General features: G+C 44.0%; 18 protein-coding genes. 14 read left to right on the forward strand and 4 right to left on the reverse strand.

From position 1 onward, the window contains the following. Positions 1-35 precede the first annotated feature (35 nt). The gene (locus ACMFL8_RS03810) at positions 36-677 is read left to right on the forward strand and encodes a MarC family protein (RefSeq protein ID WP_210541329.1); all 642 of its coding nucleotides are present in this window, start codon (positions 36-38) and stop codon (positions 675-677) included. A gap of 204 nt (positions 678-881) precedes the next feature. Here the strand turns inward: ACMFL8_RS03810 and ACMFL8_RS03815 are convergent, their stop codons facing one another. Further along, complete coding sequence (locus ACMFL8_RS03815) at positions 882-1,484, reverse strand: LysE/ArgO family amino acid transporter (RefSeq protein ID WP_413190121.1); 603 nt, start codon at positions 1,482-1,484, stop codon at positions 882-884. A 92-nt stretch (positions 1,485-1,576) separates the two neighbouring features. On the opposite strand from ACMFL8_RS03815, the gene ACMFL8_RS03820 reads away from it, so the two are divergent. The 3 genes from ACMFL8_RS03820 (at position 1,577) to ACMFL8_RS03830 (ending at position 3,884) form a co-directional block, all read left to right on the forward strand. Further along, positions 1,577-2,395 (forward strand): hypothetical protein, encoded by an 819-nt coding sequence (locus tag ACMFL8_RS03820; RefSeq protein ID WP_228293242.1) that lies wholly within the window; start codon positions 1,577-1,579, stop codon positions 2,393-2,395. 223 nt (positions 2,396-2,618) lie between these two features. Then, on the forward strand, positions 2,619-3,281 hold the full coding sequence (locus tag ACMFL8_RS03825) for a hypothetical protein (RefSeq protein ID WP_228293241.1): 663 nt from the start codon (positions 2,619-2,621) through the stop codon (positions 3,279-3,281). A gap of 45 nt (positions 3,282-3,326) precedes the next feature. Next, the gene (locus ACMFL8_RS03830) at positions 3,327-3,884 is read left to right on the forward strand and encodes a hypothetical protein (RefSeq protein ID WP_210541328.1); all 558 of its coding nucleotides are present in this window, start codon (positions 3,327-3,329) and stop codon (positions 3,882-3,884) included. A 108-nt stretch (positions 3,885-3,992) separates the two neighbouring features. Here the strand turns inward: ACMFL8_RS03830 and rluB are convergent, their stop codons facing one another. Further along, complete coding sequence (rluB, locus tag ACMFL8_RS03835) at positions 3,993-4,940, reverse strand: 23S rRNA pseudouridine(2605) synthase RluB (protein ID WP_189586509.1); 948 nt, start codon at positions 4,938-4,940, stop codon at positions 3,993-3,995. Positions 4,941-5,355: 415 nt separating this feature from the next. Here rluB and folD point away from each other — a divergent pair, with 415 nt between their 5' ends. Further along, positions 5,356-6,243: a bifunctional methylenetetrahydrofolate dehydrogenase/methenyltetrahydrofolate cyclohydrolase FolD gene (gene folD / locus ACMFL8_RS03840; RefSeq protein ID WP_413190122.1), complete on the forward strand. Its 888-nt coding sequence runs from the start codon at positions 5,356-5,358 to the stop codon at positions 6,241-6,243. 106 nt (positions 6,244-6,349) lie between these two features. Continuing rightward, complete coding sequence (locus tag ACMFL8_RS03845; protein ID WP_413190123.1) at positions 6,350-6,868, forward strand: phosphate-starvation-inducible protein PsiE; 519 nt, start codon at positions 6,350-6,352, stop codon at positions 6,866-6,868. Positions 6,869-6,932: 64 nt separating this feature from the next. Here ACMFL8_RS03845 and corA read toward each other — a convergent pair whose 3' ends face one another. Together corA and ACMFL8_RS03855 are read right to left on the reverse strand one after the other, a co-directional pair. Further along, positions 6,933-8,087 carry a magnesium/cobalt transporter CorA gene (gene corA / locus ACMFL8_RS03850; protein WP_413191364.1) on the reverse strand — a complete coding sequence of 385 codons (1,155 nt, stop codon included), beginning with the start codon at positions 8,085-8,087 and terminating at the stop codon, positions 6,933-6,935. Between the two features lie 137 nt (positions 8,088-8,224). After that, entirely contained in the window at positions 8,225-8,614 is a 390-nt protein-coding gene (locus ACMFL8_RS03855; protein WP_189586521.1) for a DUF2237 family protein, read from the reverse strand. Between the two features lie 508 nt (positions 8,615-9,122). Here ACMFL8_RS03855 and ACMFL8_RS03860 point away from each other — a divergent pair. From ACMFL8_RS03860 to hisS, 8 genes are all read left to right on the forward strand, one after another. After that, positions 9,123-10,418 carry an ATP phosphoribosyltransferase regulatory subunit gene (locus ACMFL8_RS03860; RefSeq protein WP_413190124.1) on the forward strand — a complete coding sequence of 432 codons (1,296 nt, stop codon included), beginning with the start codon at positions 9,123-9,125 and terminating at the stop codon, positions 10,416-10,418. A 126-nt stretch (positions 10,419-10,544) separates the two neighbouring features. Continuing rightward, complete coding sequence (locus ACMFL8_RS03865) at positions 10,545-11,834, forward strand: adenylosuccinate synthase (RefSeq protein WP_010199020.1); 1,290 nt, start codon at positions 10,545-10,547, stop codon at positions 11,832-11,834. Positions 11,835-12,125: 291 nt separating this feature from the next. Then, positions 12,126-12,557, forward strand: a complete 432-nt coding sequence (gene ndk / locus ACMFL8_RS03870) for a nucleoside-diphosphate kinase (protein ID WP_189586527.1) — start codon at positions 12,126-12,128, stop codon at positions 12,555-12,557. A 405-nt stretch (positions 12,558-12,962) separates the two neighbouring features. Beyond that, positions 12,963-14,192 (forward strand): 23S rRNA (adenine(2503)-C(2))-methyltransferase RlmN, encoded by a 1,230-nt coding sequence (gene rlmN, locus ACMFL8_RS03875; RefSeq protein ID WP_413190125.1) that lies wholly within the window; start codon positions 12,963-12,965, stop codon positions 14,190-14,192. A gap of 243 nt (positions 14,193-14,435) precedes the next feature. Beyond that, on the forward strand, positions 14,436-15,374 hold the full coding sequence (gene pilW, locus ACMFL8_RS03880; RefSeq protein WP_413190126.1) for a type IV pilus biogenesis/stability protein PilW: 939 nt from the start codon (positions 14,436-14,438) through the stop codon (positions 15,372-15,374). Then, the gene (locus tag ACMFL8_RS03885) at positions 15,371-16,189 is read left to right on the forward strand and encodes a helix-turn-helix domain-containing protein (RefSeq protein WP_240216797.1); all 819 of its coding nucleotides are present in this window, start codon (positions 15,371-15,373) and stop codon (positions 16,187-16,189) included. The genes pilW and ACMFL8_RS03885 overlap by 4 nt, the downstream gene beginning before the upstream one ends. A 53-nt stretch (positions 16,190-16,242) precedes the next feature. After that, the gene (gene ispG / locus ACMFL8_RS03890) at positions 16,243-17,358 is read left to right on the forward strand and encodes a flavodoxin-dependent (E)-4-hydroxy-3-methylbut-2-enyl-diphosphate synthase (protein WP_010199030.1); all 1,116 of its coding nucleotides are present in this window, start codon (positions 16,243-16,245) and stop codon (positions 17,356-17,358) included. Positions 17,359-17,442: 84 nt separating this feature from the next. Continuing rightward, positions 17,443-18,744: a histidine--tRNA ligase gene (gene hisS, locus ACMFL8_RS03895; RefSeq protein WP_413190127.1), complete on the forward strand. Its 1,302-nt coding sequence runs from the start codon at positions 17,443-17,445 to the stop codon at positions 18,742-18,744. The last annotated feature ends 27 nt before the right edge of the window (positions 18,745-18,771 follow it).

The raw sequence follows: 18,771 nt of genomic DNA on the forward strand, positions 1-18,771 counted from the left end.
TGCCCAAGTTTTACCGATAGATAAGCGAGCGCTCAGTGGATACTGAAATTATTAAAATCATCTTAGCCTTTGTGGTTTTGATTAATCCTTTTGCAGCTTTGACGCTGTTCTTGGACTTGACGCGCGGCTACTCGATGATTGATCGACGTAAAGTAGCACGTATTGCCTGCTTGACTATTTTTATCACCATCAGCTTTTTTACTGTAGCAGGCGAGGTGCTTTTGAAGGCACTTGGTATCTCTATTGGCTCGTTCCAGCTGGCAGGCGGTATATTAGTATTTTTGATTTCTTTGAATATGATGAACGGCGATGGTAATCCCGCTAAGCCTGATCAAGAAAATTTCGATGTTGAATACGATAAACATGCACTACCAAGTACCGCCTCAGCAGTAGTACCACTGGCTATTCCTATGATGATTGGGCCGGGTGGTATTTCTACGGTCATTATTTATTCTTCTCAAGTTTCAGGCATATTGCGTGTTTCTGCGGTTATCGTTGCAGGCTTTTTAATCAGTCTTTTTTGCTATTTGGCATTGATGGCGGCAGGTCGTATTAGTCGTTTATTGGGTGATACTGGACTTAATATCATGAGCCGAATCATGGGTATGTTATTGGCTGCGGTTTCTATTGAAATTATCGTCAATGGATTGCGCACGTTATTTCCTAACTTAATATAGCTTTTGTTAATCCTAAAAAAACCCAAACACGTTTATAGAATGTGTTTGGGTTTTTTGATTTTAACTGTACATTTATATGAACTTGACTGTAGTCGGTTCAATTTAAAAGTGGTACAAGGCAACCAAGTGTAGATGTATATTTAATACCTCAAGCGAGGTTAACGCTGTAACGCTTTTATAGTGGATTGAATATATAGCTGTTTTCTAACTTTGGTATAGATGCCAAGCCAAATAAAACATCAATATACCCACCAAGGCATCAAGTATATTCCACGCTTTTGGCTTGGCAAACAGAGGTCTGAGTAAGCGTGCGCTATAGCCTAATGCAAAGAAGAAAAAGAATGAGGCACTGACAGCCCCAACTGCAAAGGCCAGTTTACTACTAGCGCCAGTTGAAACCATGCCAACGAGTACCAAGGTATCTAGATAGACGTGTGGGTTGAGCCAAGTAAAACCAAAGCAGAGCAATAGCGCCTTTTTTAAACTGGTCACAACTTGTCCATCGACGGTGAGCGCATGGGATAGGCGTACACTGGCATACAAGCTTTGGAATCCATAGCCCAGCAAAAATATGACGCCTGCAATCTTGGCAATGTTGACGACTTGCGGATACTGAGCGGTCACCGCGCCAAAGCCCGCAACACCTGCAGAGATTAAAAACGCATCGCTGACCGCACAGAAGAGACAGATAAAAAAGATGTGCTCGCGTTTGAGTCCTTGTTTAAGCACAAAGGCATTCTGTGAACCAATCGCGATAATGAGCGATAATCCCAGCAAAAAACCAGCAATATAATCGGGTGCATTCATAACCATTTACTCAATGTTAAAGACCAAAACGTTGACGTTTGCTTACTGGCAGCGTGATAAAAAACTGTTAAGATAAGGGATTGAGTGGTCGAATGCAATCAGTAAATGGGCAAGGGGCAGAGCAGAACATGGTCGTAAGTTTGACAAGAATGTTACAGTCATTTGGGCAAGCTCAAGATGATTTGCCAACGCGAGCTGCCAAACATGTTCAGCAAGGCGCTATCGCTCCTAATGCAGAAGATGATGCCAGTCCTGCTGATAATATTATTCACAATGAAGACAGTGCTGGTGATGAAAACGGCATTAGTAAACGCCAGCCATTGACTGCACCCGAGCGTGCCGATCGTATTTGTGAAGCGTTATCGCAAGTCAACGATATTCGGACGGCAACGCCACTGACCGATCGCTATTTGTCCAATCGTGCTGCGATGCGCCCGACCAATAGACCGCCTTTCGACCCCGATACCCTATGGTATCTCAAACATGGACGCTGTCCGATTATGACTGAGATTATTGATGTGGTTGATGAGGCCACCCTAAATGCTATGCCTATAGAAGCTGTTGCGATACTAGATCGAATTAACGGCAAGCTCAAGCGTTACCGTGAGTGGAGCAGTGAGCTCAACGAGCAGCAACAGCAGCAACATAACGAGCGTCAGTTTGTCATCGACAAGCTGGTGTCAGAGAGCATTCCAGAAGCACTACATCATTATGAGCAATTGCAACGTTTTAGTCCACATCGCACCAAAAACACGATGATGCAGGGAAAAATGACGGCAGGCGACATGCTGACTGATTTGTTTTTAGAAATTGATTATGAGCTTGATGAGTTGTTGGACGAGTTGCATCAAACGGTTATGAATCGTCTGGCTTCAACGCACCGTTATGTCAAAAGCCGTACAAAAAGCTAATGTGTATTTATTTTAATGACTGCTATTAATTATCAGCTATGAGCAGTTAAATACATAACAATATGGGGCTTTAATAAAGCCTTATTTTTTTGTTTAATCTCATAGAGTTTAGAGTTTAGAGTTTAGAGTTTAGAGTTTAGAGTTTAGAGTTTAGAGTTTAGAGTTTAGAGTTTTAAGGCTATCTAGAACAATAATAACTACGATGAATAATGAGGACAATCCTATGACCCAAGTAACGGCGATGTTAGTGATGTTTGTTTTATACGGGATGCTACCAGCAGCTGGGTTATATCTAGGATATCGTGGTATCAAAAAAGTGACCGCGCCAAAAATGCTTGAATATAAAGCGATGCCGCAGTTGGGTTATATTCCTGAAAAAAGCTTACCCGTTGAAGTTAAAACAGCCCTTGACCAAATCAATGAAAAAGGTGAGAAGCTACGTGTCATTTATGGTGATACCAATAATGATGGCAAGATAGATGATAAAGACACAGTCAACGAAACCTATATTATGATTCAAAACTTGATGGACAGACATATTCCGCTAGCGGTAGCTGACTATCGACGCTTGCATGACTTAGATGTGGGGGATGGGGCGCTTGCTGATACCACTAAGATTAAGCATTCTAATGTCACCGGAAAAGAGGCGTTGCTAGATGTACTGAGTACCATTAATACTCAGTTTGATGATTTGCTCAATGCCTCATATCACCAAGATGGACAAAAATTGCTCGCAACCAATCGCTATTTGCAAAAACGCTTTGACAATCCTGCTGATAATACAGAGTTTCAAAAGCTCGATAGTAGTGTCAGTAATGATGTGAATATTCAAGAAATTGACAGTCAAACTGGTGCAAATGTGAGTGCTGAGGATATTAAGCTGTAGATGTAGAGTCGTATTATCAAAGAATAGGGTAAAGAGTAAATATATATGAGCATATTAATCGGCGTTGGGGTTGTGACAACCGTCACGGTCGTTTATTTGGGTAAAAAAGGCTGGCAAGCTTTGCATAAAGCCGTTGGTATTACGCCAGGTATGCTTACTTATCAAGATTATGATGCGCCGCTATCACTATCCAAACTCAGTTGGCAGCAATTGAATTTGCATAAGAAACATCTGCAAAGTTTGTCAGAGCAGCAACTGCGCCAATTAAAACGTATCGATGAAAAAGTAAATCACTATCAACGCTATCAAAAGGCCCTGCAAGCACAACATAAAATGCTCGAACTCACAGAAGCGCAGTTTGTGTTGCATAAGCTGCTGCATACTCGTTTGCCCGAAATGCTTGCCAGTCATTACCACCTAGCGAATGTGAATATAAATGCTCACAATGTGAGTAATGACAAGAAAGCAGAAGCGAGTGCGTTATTACAACAGGTATTCAATAATATTGAGCAGCGTTTAGATAATCTGTTAGCGCAAATGGACACGCAGCAGTTGCAAGATTTACGAGTCATGAAAAACTATATTAATAGTCATGATAGCTAAATATTGGGTTAGTAAAATTATTATAAAAAACCCATAAAAAAGCTGCCCATAAATATTCATTATGGGCAGCTTTTTTATGGTCTAATTTAAATCTATTGCAGGTTTAAATTAACGCTTGTCGTTGCGGTCACGGGTATTGCGTGTACCACGACTGGCAGGGCTAGCACTGCTTTTAGGCTTCGCGCTGCTGTTGCGATTGTCGCTACCACTGCGGCTATCGCTACGACTGTCAGTAGTGCGACGTGCTTTAAGTGGTTTGTTTCTGATACGCTCTTGCTTCTCTTTCGCCGCGCCATGTAGACCCGTACCATAACGTGGACGTAAGCTCACTAGATCAGTCAAGGTATTGATGTCTTTTCTGTCGAGCTCTAAGAAACGACCAGTACGCAACTCTTTTGGTAATGCAATCGTGCCATAGCGCGTACGCAGTAGACGACTCACTTTTAGGCCTTGCGACTCAAATAAGCGACGTACTTCGCGGTTACGACCTTCTTTTAGCTGGACGTGATACCATTTATTGACGCCTTCACCGCCGCCTTCTTTGATATCTTCAAACTTTGCTATACCGTCTTCTAACATCACGCCAGCTGTTAACGCACGCGCGATATCAGACGTCACTTCACCCAATACACGTACTGCGTATTCACGAGTGACTTCACCAGAGGGATGCATCAAGCGATGCGCCATTTCACCATCATTGGTAAACAATAACAGACCTGTTGAGTTAATATCCAAGCGTCCGACCATGACCCAGCGATCATGAGTCAGCTTCGGCAAACGCTCAAAGACCGTTGGACGACCTTCTGGATCATTGGCAGAGCACACTTCACCTTCAGGCTTATAGTAAGCCAATACGCGGCGACGCTTCTCATTTTCGGCAGTATATTTAATTTGACGACCATCAACACGAATCTCATCACCTGGTTCGACGCGATCACCGATGGTTGCCGGGCCGTTATTGACTGTTACGCGTCCAGATTTAATAACTTCTTCCATCTGACGACGTGAGCCAAGCCCCATACGAGCGAGCGCTTTCTGTAATTTTTCATCTTTCATAATCATGTCCTTGAGTCGGTGGGTTTACATTTCTCAATGTAAAAAAATTAGACTGACTATTCTACGCTATTTACGATGGCTATACAGCCCCTAGTTACTGTTAATTATAATAGCTTCTAAATCGTGAGGCTTGTTAGTGATGAATGCTTCAAGTGTATTATTAGAAAGGCTATCCACTTAAACATGCGTTAGGCGGCGATGCTGAGAGTATTGCGGCTGGTGGTCGATTGTGGCTAGATGAGCGTATGACTGTCGACTGAATTGAGGACATGCCCTAATACAGGCTAGGATTTTTAGACGTAGGCAGGTACAATATCAGTATAAATCACACCTTGATTAAGGATAAGACAGGCATGCAAAGTATTTGCGCGCGCTGTCTTTATTTTTTTATATCGTACCCTCTATTGGAGTTACTATGTCTACCGCGCCTACTGCCCAAGAGTCCGCCACCGTTTTAGATGGCAAAGCACTTGCCAAACAAATAGAACAGCAACTACGCGTGCGCGTGGATACGATCAAGGATAAGACGGGACGCACCCCAAGCCTTGCGACGATATTGGTCGGTGATGATCCAGCTTCTGCCACTTATGTCCGTATGAAAGGTAATGCCTGTAAGCGTGTTGGTATGGACTCTATACGTGTTGAGATGCCGAGTATCACGACCACTGAGCAGCTCTTGGCTAAGATAGATGAGCTCAATAATAATCCTGATGTCCATGGCATCTTGCTACAACATCCTGTTCCTGAGCATATCGATGAGCGTGCTTGCTTTGAGCAGATCGACTTGGCAAAAGACGTCGATGGCGTGACTTGTCTTGGCTTTGGTCGGATGGCGATGCAGCAGTCTGCTTATGGCTCATGCACACCGCAGGGCATCATGCATTTATTAGAGCATCATGGTATCGAGCTGGCAGGTTTGGAGGCCGTGGTCGTAGGGCGTAGTGCTATCTTAGGTAAGCCAATGGCGATGATGCTACTGAATGCCAATTGTACCGTAACTATCTGTCATTCAAGAACTAAAGATCTAGCGGCACATATCAAGCGTGCAGACATCGTTGTTGGTGCTGTAGGTGTGCCTGAATTGATTAAAGCGGATTGGATCAAAGCTGGCGCGGTAGTTATTGATGCAGGCTTCCATCCTACAGATGATGGCGGTGTTGGTGATATTGAAATGCAAGGTGTGGAAAATATTGCCAGTGCTTATACGCCAGTGCCAGGCGGCGTTGGCCCAATGACCATCAACACGCTGATTCGCCAAACGGTCGATGCAGCTGAAAAATCAGCTGGATTGAACGCTGGCTAAAAAGATAGTCATACGAATACTGATTGCCGATAGATAAGGGGCCTGAGTCTCCACAGTACAGAGACTCAGGCTAAATCAACCACATCTCAGTTGATAGGACTTAAACATGGCTAAAAAAAACGTAGGTATTCACGAGCGACTGCAAGGTATTGGTAGAGAGTTTGTCGATATCTGTCATTACGTTATTTTATTTCTAATCAGTGTGGTTGTCGTTTGGACCGCCGGTAAAGAGTTCGTTGGTATTATTCAAAAAGGCTCAGCAGATTTAAAAGATATCTTGATGTTATTTATCTATCTTGAGCTGCTCGCTATGATAGGTATTTATTTTAAAACCCATCGTCTGCCAGTACAGTTTTTGATATTTATTGCGATCACCGCTTTGTCACGGCACTTGGTCGTCGATGTACAGGCGGTCTCAGATTATTTTCATCTGTGGCTACTAGCGACGATTTCTGTCGCCATCATGCTATTGAGTGGCTCTATCGTGGTACTAACGTGGACGGCAAAAACATTCGGTCGTCCAGAAGACAATCTCGATAAACAGCAAGCCAATCTAACGGTTAAAGCACTGTTGCCTGATAATGCCCAAGCGCCTGATAGTCATACCAAGCACCGCCGTGAATAATTAGATAGCAATATAAAAAAAGAGCGACCAGTGGTTGCTCTTTTTTTACGGATGGCGTTTGGCATTACAGCCATTTCAATCTTTTGAAATTGTAGTACAAGTAACTACACAAAGCGATAATAACAGTCATGATAACAAGGTACGAGTACTTCCAATGCAGCTCGGGCATAAAGTCAAAGTTCATCCCATAAATACCAGCGATCGCTGTAGGTACGGCTAAGATACCCGCCCATGCCGCAAGCTTACGCACGACTTCGTTCTGTCCCATATTGACCATGGCCATATAGGTATTCATTACCACGCTGAGCATCTCATTGAGACCATTGATGGCATCTAGCGAGTGCAAAAGGTGATCGTTGACATCGCGAAAGTAAGGTTTTGCTGCTTGAGAAAACCCTGAGACCAGCTCACTTTTTTTGTGGTTAATAAAAAAGCTACAGATGTCTTGCACGGGCAAAATAATAGCGCGCATATGTACTAGCTGAGATTTGAGCTCATAAAGATTTTTTAGAGTGCCCTTGTCAAACTCGTAGGTAAAGACATAGCGCTCTTGCTCGCGCAAATATCGACCCAACCGATCGGTGATCGGCATATAATTATCCACGATAAAATCGAGTATGGCATGCAGTACAAATATCGGGCCCATACGCAGCTTTTCAGGGCGACGGTGACAATGTTCGCGGACAGGCGCGTAGGAGTTTGACGGACCATTACGGATGGTAATCAGGTAGTTTTTACCCATGAATATCGCGGTGGTGCCATAACGAATGACATTGTCCTCTAACTTCGCCGTACGCAGTACCACAAACACCATGTCATTGTCGTAGTTTTCAACTTTGGCACGTTGATGATCGGCAAAAGCATCTTCAATCGCCAATTCATGTAGACCAAAGGCTTCTTTTACTTTGACCATGGTCTCTAGACTGGGATCGTAGAGACCGAGCCAAATAAACTGACCATTATTGTTTAGCGCCCGACTGACATCATTGAGCGCTACTGTATCGAGATTTTCCCCAGTTTTACGCGAGTAGGCATAGCAGCTGACCACCTCATCCCCACTTGATGAGTCAATATCCTCATAGCGTTCAGAGTCGGGGTCATAGACCGTCATGGTCTCGATGGTGTCCTCAGTAGTGGCAGCGGCATCACCATAGATATAGCTATCATCATCGTCTAGATAGAGATGCTTGTCACTCATGCTGGCATAGATATGATCCATATTGGAGTCAGGTGCAATATGAGCCGTTTTTTTAATCAATTGATTATTATCATTTTCCATATACTTTCCTGTCATATAATAAAAAACTTCAATAATCCAAATCTGTCGTAAACGCTACTATCGTTTGCTCACCTTAGCTATAGGGCATAGCTTTTTAGGGTTTCAATATCGACCAAGCTTAATAAGCTTTCGTGACAAGCTTCTAGCTTTATTTGTGGCGCGATATCGAAATCTAGGGCTTCGACCCAGCGCAGTGCACAGATACACCAGTAATCACCGGGCTGTAAACCAGCAAAGTTATACTCAGGTAGCGGGGTGATAAGATCGTTGCCACGGCTGGCGGAGAAGTTTAAAAACTCGCTGGTCATCTTGGCACAAACGGTATGTTGACCGACGTCGTGATTGCCAGTGTGACAAAAGCCATTGCGATAAAAGCCGGTAATAGGATCAAAGCAACAGCTGGCAAGGGCAGTGCCTAAGACGTTGCTTTGGTTAGTGGCTGGGTTTGGGTGGTAATCAGATGACATAAGGCTTCCGAGATAAAAATATAGGGTAGTGTACCATGAGTCTGAGTCGAAAACGTGGTTCTAACCATGCTGATGACAGTCTTCATTATACCAAGGCGATATTAACATTTTTAGTTGAACCACAACGTATCTAACACGATTATAATCGCCGTGTCTTTGACACTAATGACCAGCAATTAGATAGTGATTGTGGCGAATTGTCACTAGGCGAACCTTAACTGCTATGCTAAACTAAAGCATAAAGTGCCTTGGTGATTTATTAAGGTTTATTAGCTTATCGCGGTTTATTAACGCATAAAGATACTCGTCTTATCGTCCTAACTTATACTTATTACTCACCCTTTTGCGGTTACCTAGTTTGTTCATAAATAATTGGGTCAATGATGTTGCGCGTTAAAAATAAAAATGCACAGTGTCAATGCAATTGTAAAGATAACCTTTAAGTACTGCATAAGTACCGCATCAGTACCGCGTTTTTGGTAAGCGATACGCCAAACAAGGATTTATTGTGTCTGTCAGTTCTGATTCTGCAAAACTTGCCCAGTTAAATACGACAAATGAAGCGGTGGCTCAGCCTGCCGAAAACACGGCTACCTCCACTAGCATGCCATATTTGAATAACTTTGCCAGCGACGTTGCCAATAGTTGGTTGTTGCCTGATGGGGTGGTGGATGTGCTGTTTGAAGATGCCCAAAAGCAAGAAGTGCTCAGGCACAAGCTTACGCAGCAGCTGATTACTCACGGCTATCAGTTGGTCAATCCACCAATGATTGAATTCACCGAGTCGCTGCTGAGTGATGCCTCAGAAGATCTAAAGCGCCAAACTTTCAAGATTATCGATCAGCTAACTGGTCGCTTGATGGGCGTGCGTGCTGATATTACCCCGCAGATTTTACGTATCGATGCGCATCACGGTGGCACGGGTATTGCTCGTTATTGCTATGCAGGTGATGTGATTCATACCTTGCCGTCAGGGCTTTTTGGCTCACGGACGCCATTGCAATTGGGTGCTGAGATTTTTGGTTGCGGCGAACTGGCTGCCGATATCGAACTGATAGATGTGTTGTTTAGCATGGTGAATAGCTTGGATATGAGCGCCACCTTGCACATCGACTTGGGTCATGTGGCGATATTTAAGCGTTTGGCTGAATTGGCTGAACTGCCAGCGCATGATACTCAGCAGTTGATGAGTTTGTATGCCAATAAGAATTTGCCAGAACTAAAGCGGGTTTGCCAAACACTACCGATGGGTGATGATTTTTATGCATTGGCGCGCTTTGGTCATGATATGGCGCATTTATTGGCAAAACTGTCAGCGACAGCACAGCAGGATACGCAAATCGCAACGGCTGTTGATGAGTTGCAACGTCTCACTGCCTATCTACAAGAGCAATGGCAATGTCCGGTCAGTATCGATGTGACAGAGCTGTCAGGCTATCATTATCATACAGGTATTGTCTTTAACGGTTATATCAATAGTGAAACCCAGCCGTTGGTACGGGGCGGACGTTTTGATGGTATGCAGAGCTATACCCAGCAGCCGCGTGAAGCCACCGGCTTTAGTATGGACGTCAGCCGTTTACTCGCGCATACACAGCTTGATGCGCCAAGCATTGTTTTGGTGGATTATACTGCATTGCATAATGCCGATAAGACCCAGAAGCAGACGCTGTTACAACAAGTGGAAAGTCTACGTCAGCAGGGCTATCGCGTTACCATGCCATTAGATACTCAAGACCATCCAGCAGATGTCACGCATCGCTTAAGTTTCGCAGACAATGAGTGGCAGTTACAGAGCGTGTAAACACAGCTTTATTAAGCCATACTTAACGTTGCTATCGTGACTGTTATTTTTTGACATTATCAAAATCATTTTAGTTTTTTAAACCGTTATTGCACACACCTCAATACATAAAGGTAAGGATTGATCATGGGTAAGAATGTCGTAGTTTTGGGTAGCCAATGGGGCGATGAAGGTAAAGGTAAGATTGTTGATTTACTAACCGAAAAAGCCTCAGCAGTTGCTCGCTTTCAAGGCGGTCACAACGCAGGTCACACGTTAGTTGTCGATGGCAAAACCACCGTCTTGCATTTAATCCCATCAGGTATCCTGCGTGAAGGCGTCACCTGCTTCATCGGTAACGGCGTGGTGTTAGCACCTGACGCACTGTTAAAAGAAATGAAAGAGCTGGAAGACAATAACGTACCAGTACGTGAGCGTCTGCGCATTTCACCGAACTGCCCACTTATCATGCCTTATCATGTCGCACTTGACCAAGCACGCGAAGCCAAGCGCGGTACTGGTAAAATCGGTACGACGGGTCGCGGTATCGGTCCTGCGTACGAAGACAAAGTTGCGCGCCGTGCCATCAAGCTTGCTGATTTATTCCGTGATGATTTAGAAGAAAAATTACGCAATCTTATCGAATATCATAACTTCCAATTGACCCAGTATTATAAAGTTGAAGCGATTGATTTTGATGAGACATTGAAGCTTTGTAAAGAATGGAAAGAAGAAATTAAAGGTATGGTTACCGATGTGACCGAAGACCTTAATCAATTGCGCCTTGCTGGCAAGAACCTGATGTTTGAAGGTGCTCAAGGTACATTACTTGATATCGATCATGGTACTTATCCGTTTGTGACCAGCTCAAGCGTCACTGCTGGTGGCGTATCGACTGGTACTGGTATCGGTCCATTGTATTTAGACTATGTACTTGGTATTACCAAAGCTTACACCACGCGTGTGGGTAGTGGCCCGTTCCCAACTGAATTGTTTGATGATGTTGGTGCACATTTAGCCAAAGTCGGTCATGAGTTTGGTGCCACCACTGGTCGTGCGCGTCGCTGTGGTTGGTTCGATGCAGAAGCCTTACGTCGTGCAGTGGTATTGAACTCACTATCAGGTATTTGCTTGACTAAGCTTGACGTGTTGGATGGCTTAGAAGAACTGCTTATCGGTGTGGGTTACGACTTGCCTGAGACTGAATGTAAAGGCGCGCACGATGCTGAATTCTATGAGTCAGTTACGCCAAAATACGAAACCTTACAAGGGTGGAGTGAGTCAACCGTTGGTATCACTAATTATGACGACTTGCCAGAAAATGCGAAAAAATACATCAAGCGTATCGAAGCATTGATCGATTGCCCTATCGATATTATCTCAACTGGCCCTGACCGCGAAGAGACCATCGTATTGCGTGACCCATACGACGCGTAATTGCAGTAACATCTTTATATTTGTCCCACTATTAATAGTTGTATTGAATGATAAAACCCCAGTGCTTAGCATTGGGGTTTTTACTTTTATGCAAGGTACGGTCATAAATTAACCCTATCATTTATAGTCTTAATCATTATAATAGGCAGCAATCCTATGTTGGCGCTCATATTATCGTATTGATAGACAATGAGTTATTTAAGTTTGCCCAAGTCAGCATTGTGGCCAAAGACAAAACAAAGCATTGACCATTTTATTTTTATTAAATTTATCATTTATTAGGAGCTTTTCATGGCTAACGAACGTACTTTATCTATCATCAAACCTGACGCAGTTGCTGGCAATCACATCGGTGCTATCTATAGCCGCTTCGAGCAAGCTGGTCTAAAAATTGTTGCAGCAAAAATGATGCAACTTGATGACGAAAAAGCAGGCGGTTTTTATGCTGAGCACGCTGAGCGTCCATTCTACAACGATCTAAAATCTTTCATGATGTCAGGTCCAGTATTGGTATCAGTACTAGAAGGCGAAAACGCTATCGCTCAGCATCGTGAAATCATGGGCGCTACTAACCCAAAAGACGCTGCTGAAGGTACTATCCGTGCTGATTTCGCTAGCAGCATCGATGAAAACGCCGTTCATGGTTCAGATTCAGCTGAATCAGCAGCACGTGAAATCAGCTACTTCTTCAATGAAGATGAAGTTTGTGCACGTACGCGCTAGTAGCAGCAATTATTAATATCCGTTTATAGTGTTGGTTATTAATAATTAGTTTTGCAAGACGGCTTATATCTTATGGGTATAAGCCGTTTTAGCTATTATAATAATCCTATAGTCAAAGAATTACTAAACTGCTACGGCGTTACCCTCCTTAGATGTACTACTTGTACAATCTGCAGTCGGCTGCCTTGTATCCGCTTAGAATTCTGTGACCATATTATTCATTGAAATCTTTAACGACTTGCCTCATTATTGGTTTTACGTAGCGTTATCAATCCCTTATCAGCATGCTTTTATCAAATGCGCTCATAACGGATTGCTCATGCACTCATATATTATGTATGTATGACAACATCCATATAAACAATTGCACCGCTTATTTAAGCTTATGCAAAAAGGTTATCTATTATGTCCACTGTTCAATCACCTATCCAGCACGTACCTACTCAGCCGACGAGTAGCATTAAATTAGTAGATGAAGCGCAGGCAAAAACCAATCTGCTAGGAATGACACAAGCCCAACTAGCCGATTACTTTAAGAGCATTGGCGAAAAGCCTTTTCGCTCAACGCAGGTGGTTAGGTGGATATATCAGCAGGGCGTGACAGATTTTGAGCAAATGACCAATCTTAGCAAATCACTGCGCGATAAATTGTCAGCCAATGCTTGCGTCGTTCCGCCAAAAGTCATTCATCGTCAATACAGTGATGACGGCACGCGAAAATGGGTGTTCGAAGTGACTGGTGGCTCATTGGTTGAGACGGTACTAATTCCAGCAGATGACAGCAAGATAAATGGCCGTAAGACTTTATGCGTGTCTTCACAAGTTGGCTGTGCGCTGGATTGTAGTTTCTGTAGTACTGGCAAACAAGGCTTTGAGCGCGATTTAACGGCGGCTGAAATCATCGGACAATTATGGGTAGCTAATGCCTCTTATATGACTGACGAAAATGACAGCTTAGAAAACGTCGATCATAGCCTATGGGAAAATAATGTCACCAACGTGGTTATGATGGGCATGGGCGAGCCACTACTAAACTACAAGCCAGTGGTTGGTTCGATGGAGCTGATGCTGAGCGATCACGCCTATGGTTTGTCAAAACGTCGGGTGACATTATCAACCTCAGGTGTCGTACCCAAAATGTACCAGCTAGCGCAAGACATTGATGTGGCGTTAGCGATTTCACTGCACGCACCTAATGATGAGCTGCGTAACGAGCTAGTGCCGATTAATAAAAAGTATCCGCTAGAAGAGTTGATGGCAGCCGCTCGCAATTATGTTTATGACGTCAATCCGCGCCATAAAAAGCATGTGACGATTGAATATGTGATGCTAGATGGTGTCAATGATAGCAATGAGCACGCTCATCAATTGGTGGCTTTATTAGGTGATTTGCCAAGCAAAATTAATCTGATACCGTTTAATCCATTCCCACATGCCAATTACGATAAATCAAGCAATAACCGTATCCACGCTTTTAGCAATATTTTGAGTGAAGCGGGATTTGTCTGTACGATTCGCCAAACCCGTGGTGATGACATTGATGCGGCCTGCGGTCAATTGGTCGGACAAGTTGCTGATCGTACTAGACGTTCGGCAGCGTGGCAGCAAAGTATTAAAGACCGTGAAAACGTGTAGGATGATGTCGTTTGTGATATTGATGGTTTAGGGCAGCGTTGATAAAAGTGATAAACAACCTATAAAGGTTGGACAATTAGCTGTCTTTTATCCATCACAACGGTAATAAAATTGTAGTCATAACCGCTAATAACCATGAAGGCAGCAATTAATAGTAACTAAATTGTACTTATGGGGGCTAAATCTATTAAACTGATGCTTCTTTGATCCCCTGTACTGAACCACAGTTTTATGATGGCGGCTATGATGACTTCTAAAGATTCTTGTCAGTTCAAATATCAAAAACCATTTCTTTCAGCGTTCAAACCGTTGATATCAGCGATTGAGTCACTGGCTACGCCAAAGCGTATGCTGCTGGCAAGTGCATTGGCAGGCTTGCTAGTGAGCGGCTGTCAAAGTACGACGACCAATGATCTAACGGGTAGCAGCACCCCTTATCAAACGTCCACGCGACCGACTAGCGATCGCAACTTGGATCAACAAGAGATTGCTCGTGTGCGCACCTCACTTGCCGCGCAATATATCCGCAAAAATGAGCTTGATACCGCGCAGCGTCAGCTAGAAAAAGCCTTTGCTGCGGATAGCCGTTACGCGCCAGCCTATGATATGATGGGCGTTTTGTTGCAGCAAGAAGGCAGCCGCATCAATCTTGAAAAAGCCGACCAGTATTTTAAAAAAGCCATCGCGCTTGATAAAGATTTTGAGCAGGCGCACAATAATTACGGCGTTTATTTGTCGCAAATGAAACGTTACAAAGAAGCAGCGGCGCAGTTTGAAATCGCCGGTGCAGCATTAGGCTATGAAGGCCGTATTGGGGCGTTAGAAAACTTGGGTCGCACTTACCTGCAACTCGATGATCATCCGGCAGCCGCCAAAGCATTCTTGCGGGCGTTAGATGGCAATCGCAACAGTATTATTGCCCATATTGAATTGGTAGATTTATTGCTTGAGCAGCAGCGTGTGCAACAAGCACAGCGGCTCTATGATGAGACTTTGATACTGGTACAAGGGCAGGGCATTAGCCCGCGCTTACTATTGCAAGGCATCAAAATTGCCGCTGTACAAAATAACAAAACAACGCGCCAGCAATTGGCACAGCAGCTTTTATCCGCTTATCCGTTAAGCGATGAGGCAAAACAACTTAAGACTTGGCTTAATAATCCAGAGGCACCATGGAAATGACCACCCCATCATCAAACACTCAATCTAACCAGCAGGGATCATTTGGTGCTGTATTGCAACAAGCCCGAAAAAATAAGCAAGTCAGCTTAGAAGAGGTGGCAGCTGAGCTATTTATTTTAAAACGACATCTACAAGCGCTAGAGAGTGAGAATTTCTCCGAGCTACCGCAAGCCGCTTTTGCTCGTGGTTTTGCGATTAATTATGCCAAATTTTTAGATTTAGATCCGGTAAAAATTGCAAGCAGCTTTGATGCCGCTTATCCCAAAGAGCTCAAAGCTCAATTGGCAAACAATACCGATACGCCTTTGCGTCCAATGGGTACATTGCAGCGTGATACGCATAACCGTATTCGTTTTAACCCTTTGTTAATCATAGGTGTTATCGGGCTAATCATCTTAGCGATATTTCTATTTCGTATGGTGAGCAATGCGAGCAAAGAAAATAACCAAGAACCAACCGTCGCTGTCGAGGACATATCAGCCGTCGAGCAAGCACAAGGTGCAGCGATTAATACGAATGCCAATGGGGTCGGCGCGTCTGGCTCTGCGCTCAATTTAGGCGGTGATGCCAATACCAATGTGGCAGTTTTAGACGTCAAACTGACAGATGACGCCATTATCAGCATTACTGACGCTTCTGGTAGCAACTTGATGAATGGTGCGCAGACCGCTGGTGACTATAAATTATCAGGTATGCCACCATTTAATGTACAGATTGATAATGTCGATAATGTTAGCTTAATGCTGAATCAAGAAGCCGTCGCTCTAGATACTTATGCAACGGATAAGCAGGCCAGTTTTGAGTTGGCTCCTTAGTCTTTTTTGTATTTAAGCCTATTGCTTTTTAGTTTTAATTAAAGGATTTATGTATGTCAATGCCATCGCCTATTAACCGTCGTTTGACCAAAAAAATCTATGTCGGTGATGTCGCGATTGGTGGCGATGCACCGATAAGTGTGCAAAGCATGACCAACACGGACACCTGTGATGTGGCCGCGACCGTGGCTCAAATCGAACGCTGCGTCGAAGCTGGTGCCGATCTGATGCGCGTATCAACGCCAACGATGGATACGGTCAAAGCCTTTGGTGAGATTCGAAAGCTGGTCAGTGTACCATTGATAGCGGATGTGCATTTTGACCATAAAATAGCGCTAGCGGTTGCTGAAGCGGGTGCAGATTGTCTACGTATCAATCCAGGTAATATCGGTAGCGATGCCAAAGTACGTGAAGTCGTCGCTTGTGCCAAATATCATAATATTCCTATTCGTATCGGCGTCAATGCTGGCTCATTAGAAAAAGACATTCAACGTAAATATACAGAGCCGAATGGCGCGGCGATGCTAGAATCGGCGATGCGTCATATCGATATTTTAGAGCGCCTGAACTTTGATCAATACAAAGTCTCGGTCAAAGCCAGCAATGTGTTTTTGACTATGGATGCCTACCGTCTTATCTCTGCCCAAATCGACAATCCGCTGCATTTAGGTGTCACCGAAGCTGGTGTTTATCGTACCGGTTCGGTCAAGTCCGCCATTGCTCTCGGTGGCTTATTATTGGATGGTATTGGCGATACCATTCGTATCTCGTTGGCAGCAGAGCCAGAAGAAGAAATTAAAATTGGCTTTGATATTTTAAAATCGCTCAATATTCGTTCTAATGGCGTGAACTTTATTGCTTGTCCGAGCTGCTCTCGTCAAGAGTTTGATGTGATTAGAGTGATGACCGCATTAGAGTCACGCTTAGAAGATGTTCGCGAACCGATGAATTTGTCAGTGATTGGCTGTAAAGTGAACGGCCCAGGTGAGGCGAAGGAATCTGATATAGGTATCGTTGGCGCTGCACGTAAGTCATTGGTCTATCGTATGGGTGAAAAAAGCCATCTTATCGACACCAATAACTTGGTTGATGAAATAGAAAGTATGGTTCGCGCGCATGCAGAAGAGCTGGCCAAGAAACGTGAGAATGAAATTATTCGGGTAAAATAAGCTGGGATAATTCCGATAGCGCTCATTGAAACGTCACAACAATAATAGAATACTTGTTAAAATTTTTAAGGATATGACCGTACCATGATTAAAGCTATTAAAGGGTTTAATGATATTTTGCCTGACCAATCCGCAAAATGGCTGCATCTAGAGGCGATATTGGCTGATGTGCTGGGTAGATACGGTTATGAACATATTCGTCTGCCAATTGTAGAACAGACTGATTTGTTTGCCCGTGCTATTGGCGGGGCAACTGACATCGTCGAAAAAGAGATGTATAGCTTTACCGATAAGTCTGAGCCACCAACACCACTAGCATTGCGTCCTGAAGGCACAGCTGGCGCGGTACGGGCTGTGATTGAGCATAACTTGCTGCGCGGTGATACACCAAAATTATGGTATATCGGCCCGATGTTCCGCTATGAGCGTCCACAAAAAGGTCGCTATCGCCAGTTTCATCAATTGGGTGTCGAGAGCTTTGGTAGTGCACTACCGGATGCCGATGCTGAACTGATTGCCATGACGCATCTGATGTGGCAAGAGCTGGGTCTAAAAGATGAGATGCATTTGCAGTTGAATAGCTTGGGCGAGCTGGATGAGCGTCATGCTTATCGCGAGGCACTAGTTGCTTATTTAACCGACAAACAAGATCAGCTAGACGATGATAGCAAACGCCGCTTGACGACCAATCCATTGCGCATTTTAGACAGTAAAGAGGCGAGCACCCAAGCGGTATTGGCAGACGCGCCAAAGCTTGCTGACTTTTTAGGGGCAGAGAGCGTCGCGCATTTTGAACAAGTGCAAGCGTATTTGACCGACCTTGGCATCAGTTTTGAGATTAACCAGCATTTAGTACGTGGTCTTGATTACTATAACAAAACCGTCTTTGAGTGGGTAACCGACAAGCTTGGTAGTCAAGCGACGGTTTGTGCTGGTGGGCGTTACGATGGTTTGATTGGACAGCTAAAGTCTATCGGCGGACGTGATGATAAAGACGACAAAAAACCAGTAAAGTCTGAGCCTGCGGTTGGTTTTGCTATGGGACTTGAGCGTTTATTATTGCTCATGGAAGCTGTCGCTCCGATTGCTGATGTGCCAGCTTGCGATGTCTTTGTTGTGGCTCACCCAGATGTTTATAGCGCGGGTATTGGTTATGCGCAAAACTTACGCTATAGCCGCGCAGACTTACGGATAAAAATGGCCAGTGCGACGAGTCTGAAAGCGCAAATGAAAAAAGCGGATAAATCTGGTGCAGCGCTGACCGTTATTATTGCGCAGCAAGAGCTGGACGATCATACCATTAGCATCAAAGACATGCAGACAGGCGAGCAAAAGACCGTCATGCAAGACTGGTTGTTAAGTAAAGATAATTTTTCTCGAAAATAATCAGTTTTGGCTTTTTTGGTTTTCAAT

It is taken from the genome of Psychrobacter sp. AT9 (genome assembly GCF_047272965.1).
Lineage (GTDB): Bacteria > Pseudomonadota > Gammaproteobacteria > Pseudomonadales > Moraxellaceae > Psychrobacter > Psychrobacter glaciei.